Here is a 23,494-nt window from a genome sequence, read left to right as displayed (position 1 = left end):
CGGTAATCGGCGGCGACCGATACGGCCGATAACAGCCACGCGGCCGTGCTCCGCTACGGTGGCCCCGTGACATCAGACGTTCTGGCCTACATTCCTAGCCCCGCCCAGGGCGTATGGCAGCTCGGGCCATTCCCGCTGCGGGCGTACGCCCTGTGCATCATCGTCGGCATCATTGTCGCCATCTGGTGGGGCGAGCGGCGCTGGCGTGCGCGCGGCGGCCAACCTGGCGCGGTGCTCGATGTCGCGATGTTTGCGGTGCCTTTCGGCTTGGTCGGCGGTCGTCTCTATCACGTGGCCACGGACTGGCAGAAGTACTTCGGCGCCGACGGTCATCCGATCGACGCGTTGAAGATCTATCAGGGTGGTCTCGGCATCTGGGGCGCAGTCTTCCTCGGTGGTGTCGGCGCCTGGATCGGTTGCCGGGTATATCGAATTCCTTTGCCCGCTTTGGGTGATGCCATCGCGCCGCCGATCCTGCTCGCCCAGGCCATCGGCCGCTTCGGCAACTACTTCAATCAAGAGCTGTACGGCCGCGACACGGACCTGCCCTGGGGGCTGGAGATCTATCGGCGGGTCGGCGACGACGGCAAGCTGGACATGATGAACGGCGTCTCTACCGGTGTCGTCGATCGGGTCGTGCACCCCACTTTCCTCTACGAGATGCTGTGGAACCTGCTCATCGTGGTGTTGCTCGTGCTGCTGGACAAGCGCTACCGGATCGGCCACGGACGACTGTTCGCGCTCTATGTAGCCGGGTACTGCCTCGGTCGTTTCTTCGTCGAGCTGATGCGCGATGACGAGGCGACCAAGATCGCGGGTATCCGCATCAACTCGTTCACCTCGGCGCTGGTGTTCCTGGCGGCAATCGCGTACTTCGTGTTCGCCACGAAGGGCCGTGAGGCCGCTCAGCAGCTGCAGCCCAGTAGCGGGCCGCGACCGTGGCCGTGGCAGTTCGGTGCCCTGCGTGCGGCCGCCGCCGATGCCGCAAACGCCGCCGAGCAGGAGCAGGCGGTCGAGCTCGAGAAGGACGGCGAGAAGGATCTCGGGAAGGACGGGGCCGCCGGATCGGAGCAATCTGGCGAGAAGTCGGCGCAGGACGTCTCCGGGAAGACCTCCGAGGCAGTGGACTCCGTTGATGCCGGGGACTCCGCCGATGCCGGGGACTCCGCGGTTTCGGAGCAGGCTGCTGACTCGGACGAGGCTGCAGAACCTGCGCGGGATGATGAGTCGCAGTCGCCTGCCGAGCCCGTCGAGGGTGAAACGGTCGAGGCCGCGACGAACGCGACGTCCGTCGAGTCGGCGGACACCGAGTCCGAGACCGCGGTCGAATCGAAGCAGCCCGTCGAGTCCGCGAAGCCCGTCGAATCAGAGGCCGCGGCCGAGCCCGGCAAGAAATAGTTCCCGTTTCTCCGGGCGCTGCCGAAACCCAGCAGCCGAGAGCCCAGAGGGAAATTCAGCGCGGCAAGTAGATCCGGTGCGGCGGCAACACCATGCGCCCGCACCGCGATAACCAAACGGAGTCCTGCGGCCATGCCGCAGGACTGCCCAGCGTCGGGCAACAATGCGACAACGACGTCGATTGCGGCAAGAATATCCGTGATCGTCGGGGGCGACGCTGTTCGGCGGTTCGAAAGGCCGGGGGCCAGCACAGGGTGCCCGCACGAATGAGGAGGACATTAGTGACCGACCCTTACCAGCAGAACCCAGGAGTGGGCGGCCCCCAGTACGGCCCGCCCGGTACGGGTCCGGACTTGAACAAGCAGGCCGAGCCGAGCCAGCCGCAACTCCCGCAGCCCGATCAGTATGGTCAGCCGCAGCCCCCGCAGGGTGACCCGTACGCTCAGCCGCAGCAGTACGGTCAACCGCAGCAGTACGGTCAACCGCAGCAGTACGGTCAGCCGCAGTACGGCCAGCCCCAGTATGGTCAGCCTGCGGACCCGTACGGGCAGCAGCCGGGCGGTTACCCGCCCGCGCCATACCCAGCACCGCAGGGCTACAACCCGAATGATCCCGAAGCCCCGTGGGGCCGTGACCCGTTCGGTGTGCCGTACTCGGACAAGCAGAAGCTGGTCGCGGGTCTGCTGGAGATCTTCCTCGGCAGCTTCGGTGCGGGCCGGTTCTATACCGGTCACACCGGTATCGCGATCGCGCAGATCGCCGTCACGTGGCTCACCTGTGGTATCGGTGCCATCTGGCCGTTGATCGACGGCATCATGATGCTGACCGGCAAGGTGCCCGACAGCGAGAATCGCCCGCTGCGCGACTGAGGTCGCTCCGAGCAGCACCCGGGGGGCGCCGCACCGTTCGACCTCGACGGTGTGGTGCCTTTCGGCGCGAGCGTGGTGGTACAACCGATTCGATCACGGTGATCGCGATACTGTTCAGCGAAACAATCCGGGCGTACTGTGGCCGTTCTGTGTGTCGTGTGTGGACACTCCACGCACCGAAGAGAGGGATCCCGTGCGTCGCAAGCTGTTCGCCGCCGCCATGCTCGCCATCGTCGCCACCACCGGGCTGTCCGCGTGCGCCAGTGACGATCCGAACGTCATCAAGGTCGGCACCGAGGGGACCTATTCACCGTTCAGCTACCAGGGATCCGACGGCAAACTCACCGGCTATGACATCGACGTGGTGACGGCGGTGGCCGAAAAACTCGGCAAGAAGGTCGAATTCGTGCAGACTCCGTGGGATGCGATCTTCGCGGGTCTGGAGTCCGACCGCTTCGACCTGGTCGCCAACCAGGTGACGATCAACGACGAGCGCAAGAACAAGTATTCGCTCTCGCAGCCCTACACCACCTCCGAGGGCGTTATCGTCACGCGCGCCGACAACAATGGAATAGGCACCCTGGCCGACTTGAACGGCAAGACCTGCGCCCAATCCTCGACCAGCAACTGGAGCAAGGTCGCTTCCGGCGCGGGCGCGAAAGTCGAAGCCGTCGAAGGTTTCGTGCAGGCAATCCAGCTGTTGAAGAACGGTCGCGTCGATGCGACCCTCAATGACACCCTCGCTGTCGCCGAATACACCAAAAAGACCGGCGACACCGGTGTGAAGGTCTCCGGCAAGACCGGCGAGACCAGCCAGCAGGCCTTCGCGGCCCGCAAGGACGACGCGCTGATCGGGCAGGTGAACACCGCGCTCGATCAGTTGCGCGCCGAGGGCAAGCTCGCGCAGATCTCCGAGAAGTACTTCGGCATCGACGTCAGCAAGTAGCAGCCACAGCCATGGATGCCGCTACGCGGGAACTCATCTGGCACAACCTGTGGCCGATGTTGCAGGCCACGATCACCAAGACCATCCCGCTGACCGCGATCAGTTTCGCGATCGGCCTGGTTCTCGCGGTGATTGTGGCGCTGGCCCGAATGTCGCCGGTGCGGTTGGTCTCGGCCATCGCCCAGTTCTATATCTCGATCATCCGGGGAACGCCCCTGCTGGTACAGCTGTTCATCGTGTTCTACGCACTGCCGCAATTCCATATCGTGCTGGCCTCGTTTCCGGCGGCGGTGATCGCATTCAGCCTCAATGTCGGCGGCTACGCGGCGGAGGTGGTTCGCGCGGCGATCCTGAGCGTGGCCAAGGGACAGTGGGAAGCCGCGCAGGCACTGGGCCTGTCGTATCGGCAGATGATGCGGCTGATCATCCTGCCGCAGGCTTCGCGCATCGCAGTGCCGCCGCTGTCCAACACACTCATCTCCCTGGTGAAGGACACCTCGCTGGCCTCGACGATCCTGGTGACCGAACTGCTGCGGGTGGCTCAGATCGCGGCGGCTCCGACGTTCGATTTCTTCGCGCTCTATGGTGTCGCGGCGATCTATTACTGGGTAATTTGCCTGATCCTCGGCTTCGCGCAGACCCGTCTGGAAACGCGGCTGAGTCGGCACATCGCGCGATGAGGCCGGGTTCGTATCGTTCGCCAAGGCGCGGTGCATATTTTTCACCCAGGTTTCACCGAGGCCGCGACATGTCGACCACCCCATGCGGGACTAGGCTCTACTCGTGATGCGACGGACGAAGATTGTGTGCACTCTCGGCCCGGCCACTGCCACCGAGGACCGTATTCGAGAACTCGTCGAGAGCGGCATGGATGTGGCGCGGCTTAATTTCAGCCACGGCGAACACGCCGACCACGCCGAGAATTACAAGAAGGTGCGACAGGCCTCCTACCACCTCGGTCGTGCCGTCGGTATTCTCGCTGACCTGCAGGGCCCGAAGATCCGGCTCGGCAGGTTCGTCGAGGACCGCACGGTGTGGGCGACCGGCGAAGAGGTCCGGATCACCGTTGACGACATCGTCGGCACGCACGATCGTGTCTCGACCACCTACAAGGAACTCGCCTCCGATGCCAAGCCGGGGGATCGGCTGCTGGTCGACGACGGCAAGATCGGGCTCACCGTGACCGGTGTGGAGGGCAACGATGTCATCTGCCGGGTGACCGAGGGAGGCCCGGTCAGCAACAACAAGGGTGTCTCGCTGCCGGGCATGGACGTTTCGGTACCCGCGTTGTCGGAAAAGGACATCGAGGATCTCGAGTTCGCGTTGAAGCTCGGCGTGGACTTCATCGCGCTGTCGTTCGTGCGCTCGGCTTCGGATGTGGAACTCGTGCACGACGTGATGGATCGCGTCGGCCGCCGGGTGCCGGTGATCGGCAAGCTGGAGAAGCCCGAAGCCATCGACAATCTCGAGGCCATCGTGCTCGCCTTCGACGCCGTGATGGTCGCCCGTGGTGACCTGGGCGTGGAGCTGCCGCTCGAGCAGGTGCCGATCGTGCAGAAGCGGGCCATCCAAATGGCAAGGGAGAACGCGAAGCCTGTCATCGTGGCGACCCAGATGCTGGAGTCGATGATCGAGAACTCGCGCCCGACCCGGGCCGAGGCGTCCGACGTGGCGAACGCGGTGCTAGACGGCGCCGACGCGGTGATGCTCTCGGGCGAGACGTCGGTGGGCGCGTACCCCATCGAAACGGTGCGCACCATGGCACGCATCGTGCACGCGGTGGAGACCGAGTCGACGCGGGTGCCGCCGCTGACCCATGTGCCGCGTACCAAGCGTGGCGTCATCTCCTACGCGGCCCGCGATATCGGCGAGCGGCTCAATGCCAAGGCGCTCGTGGCGTTCACCCAGTCCGGTGACACGGTCCGTCGCCTGGCCAGGCTGCACACTCCGCTGCCGCTGCTTGCCTTCACACCGCTGCCGGAGGTCCGCAGCCAGCTGTCGCTGACATGGGGCACCGAAACGTTCATCGTGCCGACGGTGGACAGTACCGACGCGATGATTCACCAGGTCGATGTAGCACTGCTGTCGATGGAGCGATATCAGAAGGGAGACCTGGTGGTGATCGTCGCGGGCTCCCCGCCCGGTACCGTCGGTTCCACCAATCTTGTCCACGTGCACCGCATCGGTGAGGAGGACCATTAATTGAGTTCCGCGTCAGGTGGTGCCGTCGGCGTCGATGAGACACCGACGGGGGATGCCGACCTGCAGGTGCTGCTCGGGCTGCTCGATCTGGAGCAGGTGGATGTGGACGTCTTCGTCGGCCAGCATCCGGAGAAGGTGTGGAGCCGTACGTTCGGCGGACAGCTCGTATCGCAGGCGATCGTGGCAGCGGGCAGGACGGTCGACGGCGACCGTCCTTTGCATGCCGTCAACGCGCATTTCGTGCGCGGCGGCGATGTGAAGAAGCCGATCGAGTACCGGGTCGACCGCCATCGTGACGGGCGCTCGCTGGCCAATCGCACGGTTACCGCGATGCAGGACGACCAGGAGCTGTTCGTCATGCTCGCGGCATTCCAGGACTGGGGCAAGGGACTCGAGCACGCGCACGCGCAGCCGGAGGTACCGGATCCGGAGTCGCTGCCGCGCATCGAGGAGAGCTTCGAAGGCTTGGAGGACAAGCTGGAGATGTTCGTCAAGGCGCCGCACCCGATCGACATGCGCTACACCAACGACCCGGCCTGGATCATGAAGGGCACCGGCGAGCGGCTCAACCACAACCGGGTATGGATGCGCACCGACGGCAGGCTGCCCGACGATCCGCTGATTCACGTTGCGACGCTCGGCTATTCGTCCGACACCACGGTGCTGGATTCGATCATCACCACGCACGGCCTGTCCTGGGGCCTGGACCGAATCGTGGCGGCGACCATCAACCACTCGATCTGGTTTCATCGCCCGCTGCGGTTCGACGAGTGGACGCTGTACGCCACCGAATCGCCGGTGGCGGCGGGATCGCGTGGGCTGGCCACGGGCCGGTTCTTTTCTCGTACAGGCGAATTGCTCGCCACCACGGTGCAGGAAGGTATTATCCGGCACTTCCCGTCCCGGCGGTGAGACGGACTCCCCGGACTGCACCTAATATCCGGGGAGGCGGAACCACTCGCGTTCGTTCTCGAAGTCGAAGCTGTCGCGTCGCTGCACGCGGATCGTGCGCGGGATGTCGAGATCGGTTGAGCTGCTGGAGGTTTCCAGCATGAGACGGCGTTCCAGTGCCGTTATGCCCTGTGCGGTGAGATCACGCGGGGCACCGACGAGGCTCAGTGCGATCTCGAAGGTGCGGCGGCCGTCCGGCTCCTGGCCGGGATGCTCGACACGCCACTGAGTTTCGAGCCGGCTGTGGTCGGGCGCGTCAGCGTCGACGGGCAGCGTGAAGCGCCACGCGAACACGTCGCGGTCTTCCAGGTGGTCGTCCACGATGGTGCGGACCGTATCGACGATGCGCTCCAGGGTTTCCGGTGTCACATAAACATGGAGCGAAACATCCGAAATTCGTTTCGGCATGTCTGATTCCTGTCGTGTGTCGAACCATCAACGGCGGATGTTGTTCGCGGGCAGTGTAAACCCTCGCCACGCCCCGGTGCCTCACCGGATCCGCTGCGCCGCCAGAAAAGCAGACAGTGGTGCGCGCTCGGCGCCCGGTGCCAGCACGAGACCGTTGCGTTCGCTCTCGTGGGGGCGGGCGTGCTCACGCGGGCTCAATGCCAGCATCAATGGCACCAGGGCCTCGGCGATTCGGTCGCCGACTTCACAGAAGGCGGCCTCCGACAGCCCGACCGGGTCGGCGATGTTCTCCCGGCCGACGATCGACAGGTCGTGGCGCGACCGGTGCAGATCGGCGATCGTCTCGGCACCGGTCACCTTCGCGATCCGGTGCGCCTCCAGCAGGGTGAAGGTTCGCGGTCCCGCACCGAATCCCATTTCGGCCGCTTGGTCGCGGATCTGCTCGGTCATGGCCAATATCAGGTCGGCTTTGTCGATCATCTCGGGCGCGAGCCGCCGGGCGCGGAAATTGCTGGCGTCCGCACCGAGACCCGAAATGGTCTGTGCCGCTAATGGTTCCACGGGAAAGCCGACCAGTGCGCGAGTTCCCGAGCTTTCTGCGGTGAGGCCGACGAGTTTATGTTCGACAGCGAGGGCATGTGTGAGCCGCTCGGCGATCACCGAACGGCATACATTGCCGTTGCAGACGAACAGGACGTGCATAACGACACGGTAAGACGGCAGATAACGATTCGGAAGTGAGAAGAACACGAATCACACCCCGACAAGAACTTATTCACCTCTGCGTTGTCTGCTGTACACGAACCACACCGAAGTAATCGGTTTGCGATGCGCGGTAGCGGCTCTTCCGCCGGCGGCCGATCTGACGTCGAGGTCTGGCGCATTCGAGATTTACTCCATGTGAACTATTTCAATCACACATCGAACAATGCGGGCGTTCACTCGAATTCTGTTCCGTAGTAAGTGGATTCATCGACTACCGGCGCAATTTTGGCAGGCTGATCGTATACCCGGCCGCGAGTGGAGAACATCCACCCACGCCGACCACGGGCGCGAATCGGGTCAGTCCCGTCGGGGCGGCCATATCGTCGTACCTCGCGTCCATTCCACCCCGCAGGAAGTACGCCTCATGCCGGAATCCGGTGCCGCGCACTCGGTGTACGCGCATCCCCAGACACGCAACAACCAGATCGGGCTACCCGGACAGATCGACCGTGGTTCTGTTCACCCGCATATCGCAACCTCCGGCAAAGCCGGGTGCGTGCCGCACGCTCACCTTACGCGGAATTACGAGCCGGGTAAGCGATCGGTTCGATGCCCCCGGCCGGGGGCAGGGTTGCCCCGACGCGACCGCAGCCCGAGCTCGCGATGAGCCCGGGCCGCGGTCGATCTTGGTGCCGATTGTGGGACTCGAACCCACACGTCCTTTCGGACAACGGTTTTTGAGACCGTCGCGTCTGCCAGTTCCGCCAAATCGGCGCACCGGGAGGAAACTATAGCGGGTCGGTACGGTGCGACGCGAACGGGATGCCGCGTGCCTGGCGAACAGGGGCTTTGCGCAGGGTATATGCGTTGTACGCAGACGTGAAAGGTACTCTCTACATCACCCGACTCCCGCGACGGTGGGCAGACGGACCGGCACGTGGGCCACGGTCGCCGTCCAGCGTGTCGGGATAAGTATCGGAACCAGAGGGGTCTACCTATGAGCAGTACAGCAGGGGGCGCCGGCACGAAGCGTGACGCCGGGGCGAAGCGAGTCGTCGTCGCCGAGGACGAGGCGCTCATCCGCATGGATCTGGTGGAGATGCTGACCGAAGAGGGCTATCAGGTTGTCGGCGAGGCCGGCGACGGACAGCAGGCGGTGGATCTCGCGGTGGAGCACCGGCCGGATCTGGTCATCATGGATGTGAAGATGCCGCGCCGCGACGGAATCGACGCCGCGGCCGAGATCGCTTCGAAACGTGTTGCGCCCGTGGTGATTCTGACCGCGTTCAGTCAGCGCGACCTGGTCGAGCGGGCGCGCGACGCGGGTGCGATGGCGTATCTGGTGAAACCGTTCACCAAGTCCGACCTGGTACCCGCCATCGAGCTGGCCGCAAGTCGCTTCCATGAGATCACCGCGCTAGAGAGCGAGGTGGCGAATCTGTCCGACCGGCTCGAGACACGCAAGCTGGTCGAGCGGGCCAAGGGCGTTCTGATGCAGACGCAGGGTTTGTCCGAACCGCAAGCGTTCAAATGGATTCAGCGCACCGCCATGGATCGCCGGACCAGCATGAAGGCGGTAGCCGAGGTAGTGCTGGAGAACCTCACTCCGAAGTGATCTCGACCCGATAGTTGTGGTGGGACCGAAGTGGCGTGGCCGGTGTCCGAGTGGCCCTGGGGCGGTCGCGGGCGCGAAAATTTACTTCGCGGAAACATATTCGCGCAGAAGAATTCGAAACAAAGTACTCCGCATGACGCGAATGTGATGCGGATCTAACGTAGCGACGCTATGTTCTGGACGGGCTGACGTGGTCGGCCTCCTCGGCGAGCCGGGGGAGCACAGGACGTAGAGGTGAGACGTGCTTAGTTCGACATGGCGCAGTCGTTCGACGCGAGGTGTATTGGTTATCGGTGCCGCCGCCGCACTCGTGTTGACGGGATGCAGTGACAAATCGACCAATGACTCCGGTTCTACCGGCGCGAGTGGTGATGCGGGCGGGCTGTCCATCCAGCCGGTCGCGCAGGTGGATATCGATGGCAAGCAGGTGCCGACGACCGATCCGGCCAAGGCCGCCGATCCGGCGGGTGACGGCAAGGCGACCTGTGCGCCGGGCACCACCATCGCCTTCGCCGGAGCGTTGACCGGCCCCAATGCCGCACTTGGCATCAACATCGCCAACGGTGTGAAGCTCTCGGTCGATCAGCACAATAAGGCGAATCCCGGCTGCAAGATCGAGCTCAAGCAGTTCGACACCGAGGGTGACCCGCAGAAGGCCACCCAGGTCATCCCGCAGATTGTCAACGACAAGTCGATCATCGGCTTGGTCGGCCCGGCGTTCTCCGGTGAGTCCAAGGCGACCGGCAAGATCCTCAGCGATGCCGGCCTGGTCTCGTTGACTTCCTCGGCCACCAACGCCACGCTCACCCAAAACGGCTGGACGACGTTCTTCCGTGGTCTGGCCAACGACGACGTGCAGGGGCCGTCGGTCGCGAAGTACCTGGTCGGCACCGCGGGCTATAAGAAGGTCTGCGTCATTCAGGACAACAGCGATTACGGCACCGGCCTGGCCAAGAGCATTACCGAAGGCCTCGGCGCCGCAGCCGATCCCGCGTGCGCGGCCAGCATCAAGACCGGTGACAAAGACTTCTCCGCCACCGTCACCAAGGTCGCGAGCGCCAACCCGGACGCGGTCTTCTACTCCGGCTACTACGCCGAGGGCGCTCCGCTGGCGCAGCAATTGAAGTCCGGCGGTGTCAAGGCCGTCTTCGTCGGTCCCGACGGCGTCAACGATCCGCAGTTCCTTTCGCAGGCGGGCAGCTCGGCCAAGGGTGCCACGCTGACCTGCCCGTGTGGCCCGGCTCCGGAGACGTTCGCCAAGGATTACGAGGCGCTCAACGGTCAGGCGTCGGGCGTGTACTCGGTCGAGGCATACGACCTGGCCACCATCCTCGGTAAGGGCATTGATAGCGGCAAGGTGACTCGACCCGATCTGCTCGAGTACGTGCGGTCCTACGACGGTGCCGGCCTCGCGCGTCAGTACAAGTGGAACCCCAATGGGGAATTGTCCAACGCGCTGATCTGGATCTACACGGTCAAGTAACCCGGCACGACGCGCAGCACGTATGGGAGTTCGCGCGAATCCCCATACGTGCTGTTTCGTGAGGGCCGTTGAATGAGGGCGAATTACGAATGACATCAACAGTATTGGCCGGCGCTGCACAATTCGCCGGCGGTTCGATCGACTTCAATTACCAGGGAGTGATCGATGATTTCTGGCGGCTGACCGTCGACGGATTGTCTTACGGTGCAATCTACGCGCTGGTCGCTGTCGGCTACACCCTGGTCTACGGCGTATTGAGGTTGATCAATTTCGCCCATTCAGAAATATTCATGCTCGGCATGTTCGGTCAGTATGTCGGGCTCATGTTGCTCGGATTCTCACCGAGCGGCGATGTTTACTCCCAGGGAGTCATCCTGACCGTCACCTATCTGGGTCTGGCGATGATCTTCGGAATGGCGGTATCCGGCGGTGCCGCAGTCGGATTGGAGCGGGTGGCATATCGGCCGCTACGCAAGCGCGGCGCCAAACCACTGATTTTTCTCATTACCGCCATCGGCGCTTCGTTCGTGATCCAGGAGATCATGCATTTCGTGGTGCCGAAGATTTGGCCCGAGCTCGGTGGCACCAATGCCCAGAAGCCGATCATGTTGGTCGAACCGACCGTACAGTTCAGCTTCGGCGGCGCCGACGTCACCAACGTGACCATCATAATCATCGTCGCCGCAATCATTTTGGCCGCGCTGACGGAGATTCTGATCAACCGGACCAAGTTCGGCCGCGGCATCAGGGCCGTGGCGCAGGACCCGGATACCGCGACGCTGATGGGTGTGTCACGCGAGCGGGTCATCATGCTGACCTTTCTCATCGGCGGTGTGCTCGCCGGCGCGGCAGCCTTGCTCTACACGCTCAAGATTCCGAACGGGATCATCTACTCGGGCGGATTCATTCTGGGTATCAAGGCATTCAGCGCCGCAGTGCTCGGCGGCATCGGCAACCTGCGTGGCGCGCTGCTCGGGGGACTGTTGCTCGGGTTGGCGGAGAATTACGGTCAGATCCTCTTCGGTACCGAATGGCGTGACGTGGTCGCGTTCGTTGTGCTGGTGCTGGTGCTCATGATTCGCCCGACTGGCATTCTGGGTGAAAGCCTCGGAAAGGCGCGCGCATGACTGACGAGGTAACCAAGCACGGCGTCGGTGACGCGCTGCGAACCTGGTGGAGCGGGTTGTCGCGACCGGCGCAGTGGGGGGTCGGCGTGCCCGCCATCATCCTGCTCGCGCTGCTGCCGCTGTACCCGCCGCCGTTCCTGGATACTCCGGGAACCAGTTTCGGCGGGGTGATGGCGCAGTTCGCGATGTACGCGCTGATCGCGATCGGCCTGAATGTTGTTGTCGGGCAGGCGGGTCTGCTCGATCTCGGATATGTCGGCTTCTACGCCGTCGGCGCGTATACGGTTGGTTTGTTGACCAGTCCCAACAGTCCGTGGAACCAGACCGACGGCGGCTGGCTCAGCGATGACTGGGCCTGGTTGGCCTGTCTGCCGCTGGCTGCGGCGGTCACTGCGGTGTCCGGCCTGATTCTCGGCTCGCCGACGCTGCGGCTGCGCGGCGATTACCTGGCCATCGTGACGCTGGGATTCGGCGAGATCGTCCGGTTGCTCGCTGACAATCTCGGCGACATCACCAACGGCAGCCTCGGCCTGTCCGGTATCGCCTATCCGCGCGTCGGAGAGTCCGAGGAGCGGCCCAACGGGGTGTTCTCCGCCGGGAATGTCGGAGATGCCAACTCCTCCAACATCTTCGACAAGGCCAACTCCGGTGTGTGGTGGTTCTGGGTCGGCATGGTGTTGGTCATCATCGTGCTGTTGATCGTCGGGAACCTGGAGCGTAGCCGGGTCGGGCGGGCCTGGGTGGCGATCCGGGAGGACGAGGACGCGGCCGAGATCATGGGCGTGCCCACCTTCAAGTTCAAGCTGTGGGCGTTCATGATCGGCGCTGCGGTCGGTGGGCTTTCGGGTGCGCTGTACGCGGGTCAGGTGCAGTTCGTGAATCCGAGCGGGTTCAACATCATCAACTCGATGCTGTTCCTGTGCGCGGTCGTCATCGGTGGTCAGGGCAACAAGCTCGGCGTGATCGTCGGCGCGTTCATCATTGTGTACCTGCCGAACCGGTTGCTGTCGGTGCAGTTGGTGCAGCAGAGTGCGCTCGGCTACGTGATGCTCGCGGTCACGATCGCGGCCATCGTAGCGATGGTGCTCGGGTGGAAGCGCTGGGCTCGCGATCAACGGCGGCAAGTTCGCCGGGGATATCTCGCCGGCATTGTCGTAGTGATCATCGGGTTGCTGGTGCTGCTCGGGAATGTACTGAAATTCCATGAGCAGGGTGCGCAGTCGCTCGGCGACTTCAAATACCTGTTCTTCGGTATCACGCTCATCGTGTTGATGATCTTCAGGCCGCAGGGGTTGTTCCCGGCGCGGCAGAAGTTGCTCGCCTACGGGCGGCAGGTATATCGGGCCGTGCGTAAACCGTTCGGCAACCAGGCGATCGGGGAACGCGCATGACCGGGCCGGGCGCGGGTGACGCGCTGTTCGACAACGAGGACATGGCAGCGGAGATCGCCGCCGAACCAGAGGCGGCGCCGAGCGCGGGCGTCGTCGACGTGACGGCCGTGCTGCCGGAACTCGGCGATGCCGACGCGGTCGCGGAGGTAGTCGCGCCGAGCCGCGAAATCGAGACCCCGGTCGGCGAAGCGCTACTGCGCACCGACGGGCTGACCGTCAAATTCGGCGGTCTGACCGCATTGGATGACGTAAGTTTCGAGATCCGCCGCGGTGAGATCCTCGGCCTGATCGGACCCAATGGCGCGGGCAAAACCACCTGCTTCAATGCGATCACCGGGGTATACCGGCCGTCATCGGGGGTCGTGTATTTCGATGGCAAGCCGCTGACGAAGACCAAGCGCAATGCCATCACCCGTCTCGGTATCGCGCGCACCTTCCAGAACATTCGGCTCTTCGCCGAGATGACCGCGCTGGAAAACGTCGTCGTCGGCACCGACGCCAGGCACAAGACGTCGGTGCCGGGCGCAGTCTTCCGCACGCCACGGCATCGCCGCGAGGAACACGCGGCCATCGAACGCGGTATGGCTCTGCTGGAATTCGTCGGCATCGCGCCACGAGCGGTCGAGAAGGCGCGCAACCTGTCCTATGGTGACCAGCGCAGGCTGGAGATCGCCCGCGCGCTGGCTACCGAGCCGAAGCTGTTGTGCCTGGATGAGCCCGCTGCCGGATTCAATCCCAGCGAGAAGTCCGCACTGATGGATCTGATCCGCAAGATCCGCGACGACGGTTTCACCGTCCTGCTGATCGAGCACGATATGCGACTGGTGATGGGAGTGACCGACCGGATCGTGGTGCTCGAATTCGGCCGCAAGATCGCCGACGGACTGCCCGGTGACATCCGTGAGAACCCGGATGTGATCAATGCCTACCTCGGTGTGCCCGACGACGGCACCGACGCGGAGGCAGCCGATGGCGCACACGGGACGGACGGGTAGGGACATGGCAGCGGAAACCAAATCGGAAAGCCACGACGAACCCTCGGGGCCATTGCTCGAGGTCGAGGACATGGTCGTCAACTACGGCAGAATTCAGGCGCTGCACGGGATTTCATTGCAGGTGGCATCCGGTGAGCTGGTCACATTGCTCGGCGCGAACGGCGCGGGTAAGACCACGACCATGCGAGCCCTATCAGGGTTGCTGCCGCTAACACGTGGCCGAATCATGTTCGAGGGTCGCGACATCACCCACATGAAGGCGCACGAGCGAGTGAAGCACGGGCTGATTCAGGCACCGGAGGGGCGCGGCGTCTTTCCGGGCATGACGGTCCAGGAGAACCTCGATATGGGTTCCTACGCAAGACCGTTCGACCCGAAGTCGGAATACGACTCCACGCTGGAGTGGGTGTTCGGGCTGTTTCCGAGGTTGGCCGAGCGGCGTAAGCAGGTCGGTGGCACGCTCTCGGGCGGTGAGCAGCAGATGCTGGCGATCGGTCGCGCGCTGATGGCACGTCCACGGCTGCTGCTGCTGGACGAACCGTCGATGGGGTTGGCGCCCATGGTGATTCAGCAGATCTTCCGGATCATCTCGCAGATCAACAAGCAGGGCACCACGGTGTTGCTCGTGGAGCAGAACGCGCAGCAGGCATTGGCCCGCAGCGATCGGGCCTATATTTTGGAGACCGGTGCGGTCACCAAGACGGGAAGTGGGCGCGAACTGCTCACCGATCCGGCCGTGAAGTCGGCGTATCTCGGTGTCGGATAGGTCGGCATTCGGCATGATTGATCGTCATGGATGGGCATGACGAACTGACGGGCCTGGCCGACCAGTACTGGGACAGTGTGCTGGCGGCCATGCCGAGTATGGCCACGGTACTGGGTGATCGTCGTTTCGACGATCGCATCGAGGACCTCAGCGTCGAGGCCGAAGGGCGGTTGCTCGCGCAGTGGCGCACATTGCTCGGCAAGGTGGCCGCCCTCGACATCGATCGATTGAGTCCGCAGGACCGGATCACGCGCAGTCTGCTGCACACCGAATTAGCCGGGGCGGTGGATCGATTGGCGTGGCGGCCGACGGAAATGGCGTCCGATCAAATGGACGGTATTCACGCCGCGCTACTCATGGTCGCGCCACAGCTGAACGCGCCGTGCCCGGCGCAGGCCAGGGCTCTTCTGGTGCGTTTCCGGCAGTTCGGCGACATGATGGCCCAAGCGGCGCAACGCTTTCGGGCCGGTCTCGCCGCGGGCCGCGCCCCCGCGCGGATCACTATCGAGCGTTCGCTCAACCAGCTCGACAGCTATCTGGACAGCGATATCGGTAACGATCCTTTCGTTACCTTCGCCGGCCCGCCGGATTGGGATGGCGAGGCGGTGTGGCGGGCCGAACTCGCCGAGGTTGCCCGCGAGGTGATTCGGCCCGCGTTCCAACGCTATCGGGATGTGCTCGCCGACGAACTGCTGCCCGCGAGCCGATCGGACGAGGAGTGCGGTTTGTGCTGGCTCGGTGCGGACGGTGCGGATATCTACCGGCGACTGCTGCGTCAGCACACGACACTGCCCGATCTCGGCGCTGAGGAGATCCATCAGCTTGGACTGTCCGAATTGGCGCTGCTGGGTGCGGAATACGCCGAGATCGGCGCGCGGCTGTTCGCCACGACCGACGCCGGCCAGATCTTCACCAGGCTGCGTGAGGATCCCGGCCTGCGCTACGCCGACGGCGCGGAGATCATGGCCGACGCCCGCCGCGCGTTGACCGTGGCGAGCGCGGAGATGGGGAACTGGTTCGGCAGGCTGCCAAGACAATCCTGTGACATCGTGCAACTGCCCGAGGCGCTCGCCGCCGACTCGGCCGGTGCCTACTACGCCCCACCCGCAGCAGATGGTTCGAGGCCGGGTACGTATTTCGTGAATCTGCATGATGCCGAGGGGCGCAGCCGATACGAGACGGCATCGGTGGCCTTCCATGAGGCCATACCCGGTCATCATCTGCAACTGACCATCGCCGATGAACTCGATCAGCTGCCGCGGTTTCAGCGGCACTCCTTCGCCAATACCGCGTTCGTCGAAGGCTGGGCGCTCTACAGCGAACGGCTGGCTGACGAAATGGGCTTGTACGAGGACGATTTGGGGCGGATCGGGATGCTTGCCGGTGACTCCTTGCGATCCTGCCGCCTGGTCGTCGACACCGGAATCCACGCCAAAGGCTGGAGCCGCCAACAGGCTATCGATTTCATGGTGGCCAACGCGCCCGTCGGGCTGGCGGAGATCGAGGTCGAGGTCGACCGGTATATCGCTATCCCGGGCCAGGCCGTCGGCTACAAGGTGGGCCAGTTGGAAATCCGCCGCCAGCGTCGCCTGGCCGCGCGACGGCTCGCGGACCGGTTCGATATCAAGGCATTCCATGATGTGGTGCTCGGCGCCGGGTCGGTGAGCCTGCCTGTGCTTCGGGAACTTGTCGCCACGTTGTGATGTGCGTCCGGCGGAGCGGGGCGGCACCGGGAATTTCGTGCGTATCGGCCTGCCCGGGTTGCGGGGTCGACCCGGGTCGGGTTGCATGAGATGCGGTGATCGAATTCGGTAGGGGGGATCATGAAGGCGACTTCCTTTCGATTCGTACCGTGGCGGGGTAGTCGGGGGCTACTCGCGGGGGTGGCGTGTGGTGTGGTCGGCGTGCTTGCCATTGCCGGTTGCGGTACCGACGGTGGGGAGAAGCCTTCGGCGGCGGGTGTTTCCGCGTACGCGGCGGCCGCCGGTTCCGTCCCGTACGGGCCGATGACGGGCGCGACCGGGCCCGCCGGTGACGGCGCGCCGCCCATTGCGGCGGCACCGCTGGCCGGGGTGCCGCAGTCGATGGGTTCGCGTCCGGTTTTCGCGCTGGCCGATCATCCACTGTTCGCGCAACACAGCGGCGTTGGCCGGGGCGAGTGCAAGTTGCCGGCCTGGCACGATGACGCGGAATCGGCGCGGGCCTTATACCAGCGCGCGATCGGATGTCTCGACGATTCGTGGGGATCGACGCTACGCAGCGTCGGATTACCGTTCCATACACCGCGTTTGGCGGCTCCGGCAAAGGCGGTGGCTGCGGACACCGCCTGCGCCGGTGAACTTCGCCGTGCCCCGGCGGCCCTGTATTGCGCGGCGGACGAGACGATCGTCATGCCGTTCGACGCGTTGCGATCGCGGACCGCCGGTTCGAGTCGCGGCGCGCAACTGGCCATGCTGACCCGCGAATACGGCCACCACGTCCAAGCCCTCATCGGAATCATGCGCGCGTACACCGACAAACGGACGGCGGTGGGCTGGGACAGCGCCGCGGGGCAGGAACAGAGCAGGCGGATGGATCTGCAGGCGTGGTGCTTCGCGGGTATGTTCCTCGGCACCAACTACGGCCGCGGCGATCTGGATCAGCAGACCTGGGACGAAGCCTCCCGCCGCAGCGGCGTCGCGGGCGATAGCCCCGGTGATCCCCGGCTGCACGGCATCGATCGGAGCGTGCTCAATTGGTTCACCTGGGGTTCGGAAAAGGGCGATACCTGGGAGTGCAATACCTGGTACAGCGCGGCGGCGACGGTGGAATGAGTGTGGCGGCCTCGGCGCGTCGCTGCTCGTGGGAGCCGCCGCTTCGAGTTGTCGGTGCGCGTCCCTAGACTCTTGTGCGTGACCCCAGCGACCACTGATCAGCGTTCGAGCGCCGTGCCAGCAGCAGCTTCCGATCCCGCCGGTCCGCAGCCGACGCTGCTATTGCTGGATGGGCACTCGGTCGCCTATCGGGCGTTCTTCGCGCTGCCCGCGGAGAACTTCAAGACGGTCACCGGGCAGACCACCAACGCGGTCTACGGATTCACCGCGATGCTGATCAATCTGCTGCGTGATGAGCAGCCGACGCATATTGCCGCCGCGTTCGACGTGTCGCGTAAAACATTCCGTACCGAGGCATATCCGGAGTACAAGGCCAACCGCAGCGCCACACCGGACGAGTTCCGCGGGCAGGTCGAGCTGACCAAGGACGTGCTCGGCGCGATGGGCATTCCGGTCATGGCGATCGACGGCTTCGAGGCCGATGACCTGATCGCCACCCTCACCACCCAGGCGGTCGCCGAGGGTTTCCGGGTGCTGATCGTCACCGGTGACCGAGATTCGATCCAGCTGGTCAACGACAACGTCACGGTGCTGTACCCGCGCAAGGGCGTCTCCGATCTGACCCGGTTCACCCCCGACGAAGTGCTCGCAAAGTACGGTCTAACGCCCGCCCAGTACCCGGACTACGCGGCGTTGCGCGGCGATCCCAGCGATAATCTGCCCGGGATCCCCGGCGTCGGGGAGAAGACCGCCGCCAAATGGATTCGCGAATACGGCGACCTGGCCACCCTCGTAGACAAGGTGGACGAGGTGAAGGGCAAGGTCGGCGACGCACTACGAGCCAACCTGAGCAGCGTGGTGCTCAACCGCCAGCTCACCGAAATGGTGCGCGACGTATCGCTGCCCTACACGCCCGAACAGCTGGCCAAGCAGCCCTGGGATCGCAATAAGATCCACCAGCTCTTCGACGATCTCGAATTCCGGGTACTGCGTGACCGGCTGTTCGAGACGCTGGCGCCGCCGGAGCCGGAGGCCGAGGCGGGCTTCGAGATAAGCGGCGGCGCTCTTGCCGTGGGCGCCGTCGCGGAGTGGTTGATCGAGCATGCGAAAGCTGGTGTCCGCCACGGTGTTTCCGTGGTCGGCAGCGGTACGCCCGGCAACGGGGACGTGCGCGCGTTGGCGATCGCGGCGGGTGACGGCGAGAGTGGCTACGTCGATGTCACTGTGCTGACCCCTGAGGACGAGGCCGCGCTCGGCACCTGGCTGGCCGATTCGGCGGTGCCGAAGGCGCTACACGAGGCAAAGGCGGCGATGCACGCGTTACGCGGTCGCGGCTGGACCCTGGCCGGACTGACCAGTGACACCGCGCTGGCGGCGTATCTCGTGCGCCCCGGCCAGCGCAGCTTCAACCTCGACGATCTGTCACTGCGCTACCTGCGCCGTGAACTTCGCGCCGAAACCGATGAGGCGCCGCAACTTTCGCTGCTCGATGACGAGGACACCGTCGACGCCGAGGTCGCGCGGGCCGAAATGCTGCGTGCCCGGGCGGTAGCGGACCTGGCCGATGCGCTGGATACCGAACTCCAGCAGATCGAGTCCGTCCCACTGCTCGAAGATATGGAGTTGCCGCTGCTCGGTGTGCTCGCCACGCTGGAAGACGCGGGCATCGCCGTCGACGTCGAGCAACTGGAGACCTTGCAGCGTCAGTTCGCGGACAAGGTGACCGAGGCGGCCAACGCGGCCTATGAGGTGATCGGCAAGCAGATCAACCTCGGTTCACCGAAGCAACTGCAGGTGGTGCTGTTCGATGAACTCGATATGCCCAAGACCAAGCGCACCAAGACCGGCTACACCACCGATGCTGACGCGCTGGAATCGCTGTTCGAGAAGACCGAGCATCCGTTCCTGGAACACCTGCTCGCGCACCGCGACGCCACCCGGCTCAAGGTCACCGTCGATGGCTTGCTCAAGTCCGTCGCCGACGACGGTCGCATCCACACCACTTTCAACCAGACCATCGCCGCCACCGGCCGACTCTCCTCCACCGAACCGAACCTGCAGAACATTCCGATCCGCACCGACACCGGCCGCCGGATCCGCGACACCTTCGTGGTCGGCTCCGGTTTCGCGGAGTTGATGACCGCGGATTACAGCCAGATCGAAATGCGCATCATGGCGCACCTCTCGGCCGACGAGGGCCTGATCGAAGCCTTCAATTCCGGTGAGGACCTGCACACTTTCGTCGCCTCCAAGGCATTCGATATCCCGCTGTCGGAGGTGAGTCCCGAGTTGCGCCGTCGCATCAAGGCGATGTCCTACGGCCTTGCCTATGGCCTGAGCCCCTACGGCCTTTCCGTGCAGCTGAAGATCAGCACGCAGGAGGCGAAGGAGCAGATGGACGTCTACTTCGATCGCTTCGGCGGCATCCGCGACTACCTCTACGAGGTCGTCGAACAGGCCCGCAAGGTCGGCTACACGCAGACACTTTTCGGCCGCCGCCGCTACCTGCCCGACCTGGACTCCAGCAACCGGCAGCGCCGCGAGGCCGCCGAGCGGATGGCGCTGAACGCGCCCATCCAGGGCACCGCCGCCGACATCATCAAGGTCGCGATGATCAACGTGCGCAAGGCCATCGCCGCCGAGGGGCTGCGCTCACGGATGCTGCTGCAGATCCACGACGAGCTGGTGTTCGAGGTCGCCGAGGGGGAGGGACAGACGCTGGAAGCCCTCGCGCGCGAACAGATGTCGTCGGCGATCGAGCTGTCGGTACCGCTGGATGTTTCGGTCGGCACCGGCCGCAGCTGGGACGCGGCGGCGCACTGACCCTCGTCGGTCAGTGCCCGTTGGCGAGCAGTTTGTATTGCGCCGCCGCCCGCTGATAGAGGTCCTGCGGTTGATCCGACCCGATGTGTGCGACGTACCGGCCGAAGTGGATGTAGCACTGGTAGTCGGGGGCCAGGTCATTGACCACCGGATCGTCCAGTCGTTTCAGGCATTTCGCGTCGGGCAGTCCAGGCGGCGGATCGATGGTTCCGAAACTGTCGGTGGCCTGATCGATGAACGCGGCGATCAGGCGGGTGCCGGCCTCGGCGTCGGTGGTCCGGTAGATGCCCGAATCATCCTGCGCGTACAGATCGACCTCGGCATCGGTGAAGTGCGGCCGGTGAGGTCGGGCCAATCCTCGATGTGCAGCGCGGCGTGCGGCGAGTAGATGCCAGGTGCTGACAGCGGATCGGGCTTGCTCGGCAGGGGCCGGCCCAGTATTCCGTCGACATCGACGGCTATATCCGATCGTTTGTCGGGCGCTGCCGGGTGATAGTCGCGCAGCATCTGCACCTGTTTGTTGAGCACACGCTTGGTGAAATCGACCAGCGGCGTCGTATCGTCGGGCGGCATGGCAAGCGAGTTGCTTGGTGAAGGTCCAGATCAAATACTCGCCCTTGGTCATCCATCCTCCGCACCGGTATCGCCGAAGCCTGCCCGCGCGCCGATGACTGCGACATAGCGCCCATACACCATGGCGCACATGAATTTGGAGTCGCGAATCGGCTCCGGTTCGTCGAGTTTGATGCAGTGCGTATCGACGATTCCGGGCGGACCTGCCGTCTCGTCGTCGTCCTTACCCAGCGTGGTAAGGGCGGTTTGCAGCCGGAACGCCGACTCGAGGTCTCTGGTGCGGTAGATGGTTCCGTCGTTGTGTGCGACCGAGCATGCGCCGCGACTCGATGGCGAATATATCCGTGCTGGTGCTGACCTTGGGCCGGTAAACCTTGGGCGCGGCCTCGAACGGTCCGGTGTTGAGTCCTTCGAGGTTCACCGGAGTCATACCGGGTACCGACCGCCCGTGCGTCGGCGCGGCGCAAGCGGACGCGACGCATGTCAGCGCGACGGCCTGCATGAGGGCGCCGGTTCGATATCGGATCGAGGCGCGCCGCATGAAACCCCCTGTGTCCTTGTTGATCTCGCGGGAGTGTTACGCCAGGCCGGTGATCTTGCCCCATGTCGAACGTGGCTGCCACCGCCGCGGGTGTGCCGCGGGCCTGTGAGCTGCGGCGATGATACTCGCCAGTAGAATCGCGCGGCGGATGAATAAGGTTGCTATTGCGCCCCGATGTCCTTACGCTGTACCGCGTGCCGAATCCCGTCGACCGCCAGAGCACCGCGCTGAACATCGCTGACCGCGATAGCGCCGCGCTCATCCCGTTTACCGCGATGGTGGCTGCTCGGCGACTTCTCCTCGTAGTAACCCGCCGTAGCGGGGTCTGATTCAGACCGGCCCCCTCGCTGCGGGCTGTTGATTGTTAGTGCTGGTCCCCTCTGCCGATTCTCTTCGGGAAGACCTGATTGCAATGACGATCCTTACTATCGACACACGTACATTCATCGCCGCCGCACCCAAGGCCCTGCGGTCCGAGTGTGGCGGCCTGACCCCCGCGCAATTTTTCGACCGATACTGCGAGCGCACCGGTCCCATTCGGCTCAGCGGCTGGTCGCCGGCCGGTAATGGTGGCTCGGCGCATGCCGCGACGCTGGAGTTCACCGACCATCTTCGGACGATCGGCACCACTGGCAGCCCGGTCGCGGCCATGACCTCGGCGCTCTACGACGAGGGTTATCCGTTCGAGATCCTGCAGTTCCATCAGCGGCGCACCGATGACGGCACCGCCACCTTCGTGCAGTGCGAGGTCAACGGCAGACGCGGGTGGGGAGCGGCCATGGCCGACGGCGGTGCCGAATCCACGATTCGCGCCATGATCGCGGGTGTCAACCGGCTCGGAGCCTGAAAACGCGACGGACCTTTCACCGTTGTGTGAACGGTCCGTCGCAGTGGGGTTCTTACGGAGCGGTCTGCTCCGCCTGCTCGGCGAGCTGCTTGCGGACCTCGTCCATATCGAGGGCCTTCACCTGGGTGACCAGATCCGCCAATGCGGCGGGTGGCAGCGCACCGGGCTGTGCGAACACCAGCACGCCCTCGCGGAACGCCATGATCGTCGGGATGGAACGAATGTTCGCGGCGGCGGCCAGGCCTTGCTCGGCCTCGGTGTCGACCTTGCCGTGCACGACATCAGGGTGCTGATTCGAGGAGGCTTCGAAGGTCGGCGCGAAGCTCTTGCACGGTCCGCACCACTCGGCCCAGAAGTCGACGAGTACCACGTCGCTTCCGGTGACTACTTCGTCGAAGTTCTGCTGGGTCAGCGTCTGGGTGGCCATGACGTCCTCTCGTGTCGTTTTGTTGCCAGCTTTAACGTCCGGCTGCTGGTTTATCTTCCACGGGCCACGGGCCACTCCTGGCGTCGGTCGCGGTCCCAACGCCGTATACCCACAACCGTCGCCGGAAAATCACGCTCTCTCGCGACCGCGTACACGGCCTCGGCGAGTTGCTGATGTGCAACCAGCCGGGCCAGCGTGACGTGCGGGGTCCATTCGCCGGGGTGCAGGCTCAACGGAACCCCCGGGCACGGTGCCACTGTATCGAAGATTCGTCGATGCACGGCCAGAAGTTGCTCGGACGGGACGACGGCCCGCACCAGGATCGGACGGTGGACACCGAATATCAGCAGCCCGCCGAGGCGCACCGGGATGGGTTGGAAAGCCTGTCGGTCCAGCGCCTTATCGATGCGAGGCCAGATTTGCCTGGCGACCGCGACGGTGATGTGCGGGCGCGTCGTTTCGGCCGTACTCGCGGCTGGGCTGGGAATTCCAGCGTCCGCGAGCAACTGCCACTGCCGCCGGATCTCCGCATCGGCGGCGTCGTCCAACAGTAATTCGACCGACTGCACCATGGTCCCCAGAAAGTAGCGCGCCGAGGTCTGCGGCGGGGCGAT

23 protein-coding genes and 1 tRNA gene are annotated in these 23,494 nt (G+C 64.4%); 17 read left to right on the top strand and 7 right to left on the bottom strand.

What is annotated here, in order from left to right; translation table 11 throughout:
* The first annotated feature begins 66 nt into the window (after positions 1 to 66).
* The 6 genes from lgt to LKE06_RS19800 all read left to right on the top strand — a co-directional run bounded on the left by lgt (position 67) and on the right by LKE06_RS19800 (position 6,327).
* Positions 67 to 1,398 carry a prolipoprotein diacylglyceryl transferase gene (gene lgt / locus LKE06_RS19825; protein ID WP_228000798.1) on the top strand — a complete coding sequence of 444 codons (1,332 nt, stop codon included), beginning with the start codon at positions 67 to 69 and terminating at the stop codon, positions 1,396 to 1,398.
* 281 nt (positions 1,399 to 1,679) lie between these two features.
* Positions 1,680 to 2,267 (top strand): TM2 domain-containing protein, encoded by a 588-nt coding sequence (locus LKE06_RS19820; RefSeq protein ID WP_228000797.1) that lies wholly within the window; start codon positions 1,680 to 1,682, stop codon positions 2,265 to 2,267.
* Between the two features lie 193 nt (positions 2,268 to 2,460).
* Positions 2,461 to 3,213, top strand: coding sequence for a transporter substrate-binding domain-containing protein (locus LKE06_RS19815; RefSeq protein ID WP_372477393.1), 753 nt, complete (start codon positions 2,461 to 2,463; stop codon positions 3,211 to 3,213).
* Between the two features lie 11 nt (positions 3,214 to 3,224).
* Positions 3,225 to 3,893 (top strand): amino acid ABC transporter permease, encoded by a 669-nt coding sequence (locus LKE06_RS19810; protein ID WP_228000796.1) that lies wholly within the window; start codon positions 3,225 to 3,227, stop codon positions 3,891 to 3,893.
* Between the two features lie 103 nt (positions 3,894 to 3,996).
* Entirely contained in the window at positions 3,997 to 5,415 is a 1,419-nt protein-coding gene (gene pyk / locus LKE06_RS19805) for a pyruvate kinase (protein WP_228000795.1), read from the top strand.
* A complete protein-coding gene (locus LKE06_RS19800) occupies positions 5,416 to 6,327 on the top strand; it encodes an acyl-CoA thioesterase (RefSeq protein WP_228000794.1) in 912 nt (303 codons plus the stop codon).
* A 21-nt stretch (positions 6,328 to 6,348) separates the two neighbouring features.
* On the opposite strand, the gene LKE06_RS19795 is transcribed toward LKE06_RS19800, so the two are convergent.
* The 3 genes from LKE06_RS19795 to LKE06_RS19780 all read right to left on the bottom strand — a co-directional run bounded on the left by LKE06_RS19795 (position 6,349) and on the right by LKE06_RS19780 (position 8,253).
* Positions 6,349 to 6,774: a hypothetical protein gene (locus LKE06_RS19795; protein ID WP_228000793.1), complete on the bottom strand. Its 426-nt coding sequence runs from the start codon at positions 6,772 to 6,774 to the stop codon at positions 6,349 to 6,351.
* An 81-nt stretch (positions 6,775 to 6,855) separates the two neighbouring features.
* A complete protein-coding gene (locus tag LKE06_RS19790) occupies positions 6,856 to 7,476 on the bottom strand; it encodes an arsenate reductase/protein-tyrosine-phosphatase family protein (RefSeq protein ID WP_228000792.1) in 621 nt (206 codons plus the stop codon).
* A 690-nt stretch (positions 7,477 to 8,166) separates the two neighbouring features.
* Positions 8,167 to 8,253: transfer RNA gene (locus tag LKE06_RS19780), tRNA-Leu, on the bottom strand.
* Positions 8,254 to 8,476: 223 nt separating this feature from the next.
* Here LKE06_RS19780 and LKE06_RS19775 point away from each other — a divergent pair.
* The 9 genes from LKE06_RS19775 to polA all read left to right on the top strand — a co-directional run bounded on the left by LKE06_RS19775 (position 8,477) and on the right by polA (position 20,492).
* Positions 8,477 to 9,094, top strand: a complete 618-nt coding sequence (locus tag LKE06_RS19775; RefSeq protein ID WP_228000791.1) for an ANTAR domain-containing response regulator — start codon at positions 8,477 to 8,479, stop codon at positions 9,092 to 9,094.
* Positions 9,095 to 9,335: 241 nt separating this feature from the next.
* Complete coding sequence (locus tag LKE06_RS19770) at positions 9,336 to 10,577, top strand: branched-chain amino acid ABC transporter substrate-binding protein (RefSeq protein WP_372477392.1); 1,242 nt, start codon at positions 9,336 to 9,338, stop codon at positions 10,575 to 10,577.
* A gap of 89 nt (positions 10,578 to 10,666) precedes the next feature.
* Entirely contained in the window at positions 10,667 to 11,704 is a 1,038-nt protein-coding gene (locus LKE06_RS19765; RefSeq protein WP_228000790.1) for a branched-chain amino acid ABC transporter permease, read from the top strand.
* A complete protein-coding gene (locus LKE06_RS19760; protein ID WP_228000789.1) occupies positions 11,701 to 13,095 on the top strand; it encodes a branched-chain amino acid ABC transporter permease in 1,395 nt (464 codons plus the stop codon). The genes LKE06_RS19765 and LKE06_RS19760 overlap by 4 nt, the downstream gene beginning before the upstream one ends.
* A complete protein-coding gene (locus tag LKE06_RS19755; protein WP_228000788.1) occupies positions 13,092 to 14,090 on the top strand; it encodes an ABC transporter ATP-binding protein in 999 nt (332 codons plus the stop codon). The genes LKE06_RS19760 and LKE06_RS19755 overlap by 4 nt, the downstream gene beginning before the upstream one ends.
* Before the next feature lie 4 nt (positions 14,091 to 14,094).
* Positions 14,095 to 14,856, top strand: coding sequence for an ABC transporter ATP-binding protein (locus tag LKE06_RS19750; protein WP_228000787.1), 762 nt, complete (start codon positions 14,095 to 14,097; stop codon positions 14,854 to 14,856).
* A 26-nt stretch (positions 14,857 to 14,882) separates the two neighbouring features.
* Complete coding sequence (locus tag LKE06_RS19745) at positions 14,883 to 16,559, top strand: DUF885 domain-containing protein (protein ID WP_228000786.1); 1,677 nt, start codon at positions 14,883 to 14,885, stop codon at positions 16,557 to 16,559.
* A gap of 120 nt (positions 16,560 to 16,679) precedes the next feature.
* Positions 16,680 to 17,669, top strand: a complete 990-nt coding sequence (locus LKE06_RS19740; RefSeq protein WP_228000785.1) for a neutral zinc metallopeptidase — start codon at positions 16,680 to 16,682, stop codon at positions 17,667 to 17,669.
* A gap of 78 nt (positions 17,670 to 17,747) precedes the next feature.
* Positions 17,748 to 20,492, top strand: coding sequence for a DNA polymerase I (gene polA / locus LKE06_RS19735; protein WP_228000784.1), 2,745 nt, complete (start codon positions 17,748 to 17,750; stop codon positions 20,490 to 20,492).
* A 10-nt stretch (positions 20,493 to 20,502) separates the two neighbouring features.
* Here the strand turns inward: polA and LKE06_RS19730 are convergent, their stop codons facing one another.
* Positions 20,503 to 20,847 carry a DUF7373 family lipoprotein gene (locus LKE06_RS19730; protein ID WP_228000783.1) on the bottom strand — a complete coding sequence of 115 codons (345 nt, stop codon included), beginning with the start codon at positions 20,845 to 20,847 and terminating at the stop codon, positions 20,503 to 20,505.
* Between the two features lie 266 nt (positions 20,848 to 21,113).
* Complete coding sequence (locus tag LKE06_RS33465; RefSeq protein ID WP_443678137.1) at positions 21,114 to 21,407, bottom strand: DUF7373 family lipoprotein; 294 nt, start codon at positions 21,405 to 21,407, stop codon at positions 21,114 to 21,116.
* Between the two features lie 393 nt (positions 21,408 to 21,800).
* Between LKE06_RS33465 and LKE06_RS32645 the strand changes: the two genes are divergently transcribed.
* A complete protein-coding gene (locus tag LKE06_RS32645; protein ID WP_255649453.1) occupies positions 21,801 to 21,935 on the top strand; it encodes a hypothetical protein in 135 nt (44 codons plus the stop codon).
* Positions 21,936 to 22,018: 83 nt separating this feature from the next.
* Positions 22,019 to 22,453 (top strand): 2-isopropylmalate synthase, encoded by a 435-nt coding sequence (locus LKE06_RS19725; protein WP_228000782.1) that lies wholly within the window; start codon positions 22,019 to 22,021, stop codon positions 22,451 to 22,453.
* A 52-nt stretch (positions 22,454 to 22,505) separates the two neighbouring features.
* On the opposite strand, the gene trxA is transcribed toward LKE06_RS19725, so the two are convergent.
* Positions 22,506 to 22,880 carry a thioredoxin gene (gene trxA / locus LKE06_RS19720; protein ID WP_228000781.1) on the bottom strand — a complete coding sequence of 125 codons (375 nt, stop codon included), beginning with the start codon at positions 22,878 to 22,880 and terminating at the stop codon, positions 22,506 to 22,508.
* Positions 22,881 to 22,930: 50 nt separating this feature from the next.
* Positions 22,931 to 23,452, bottom strand: coding sequence for a 2'-5' RNA ligase family protein (locus tag LKE06_RS19715; RefSeq protein WP_228000780.1), 522 nt, complete (start codon positions 23,450 to 23,452; stop codon positions 22,931 to 22,933).
* Positions 23,453 to 23,494: the final 42 nt, after the last annotated feature.

Origin of the sequence: Nocardia australiensis, assembly GCF_020733705.1 — a bacterium.
GTDB lineage: Bacteria > Actinomycetota > Actinomycetes > Mycobacteriales > Mycobacteriaceae > Nocardia > Nocardia australiensis.
Note: the sequence above shows the minus strand (reverse complement) of the source record. Positions and strands in the feature narration are given on the sequence as shown.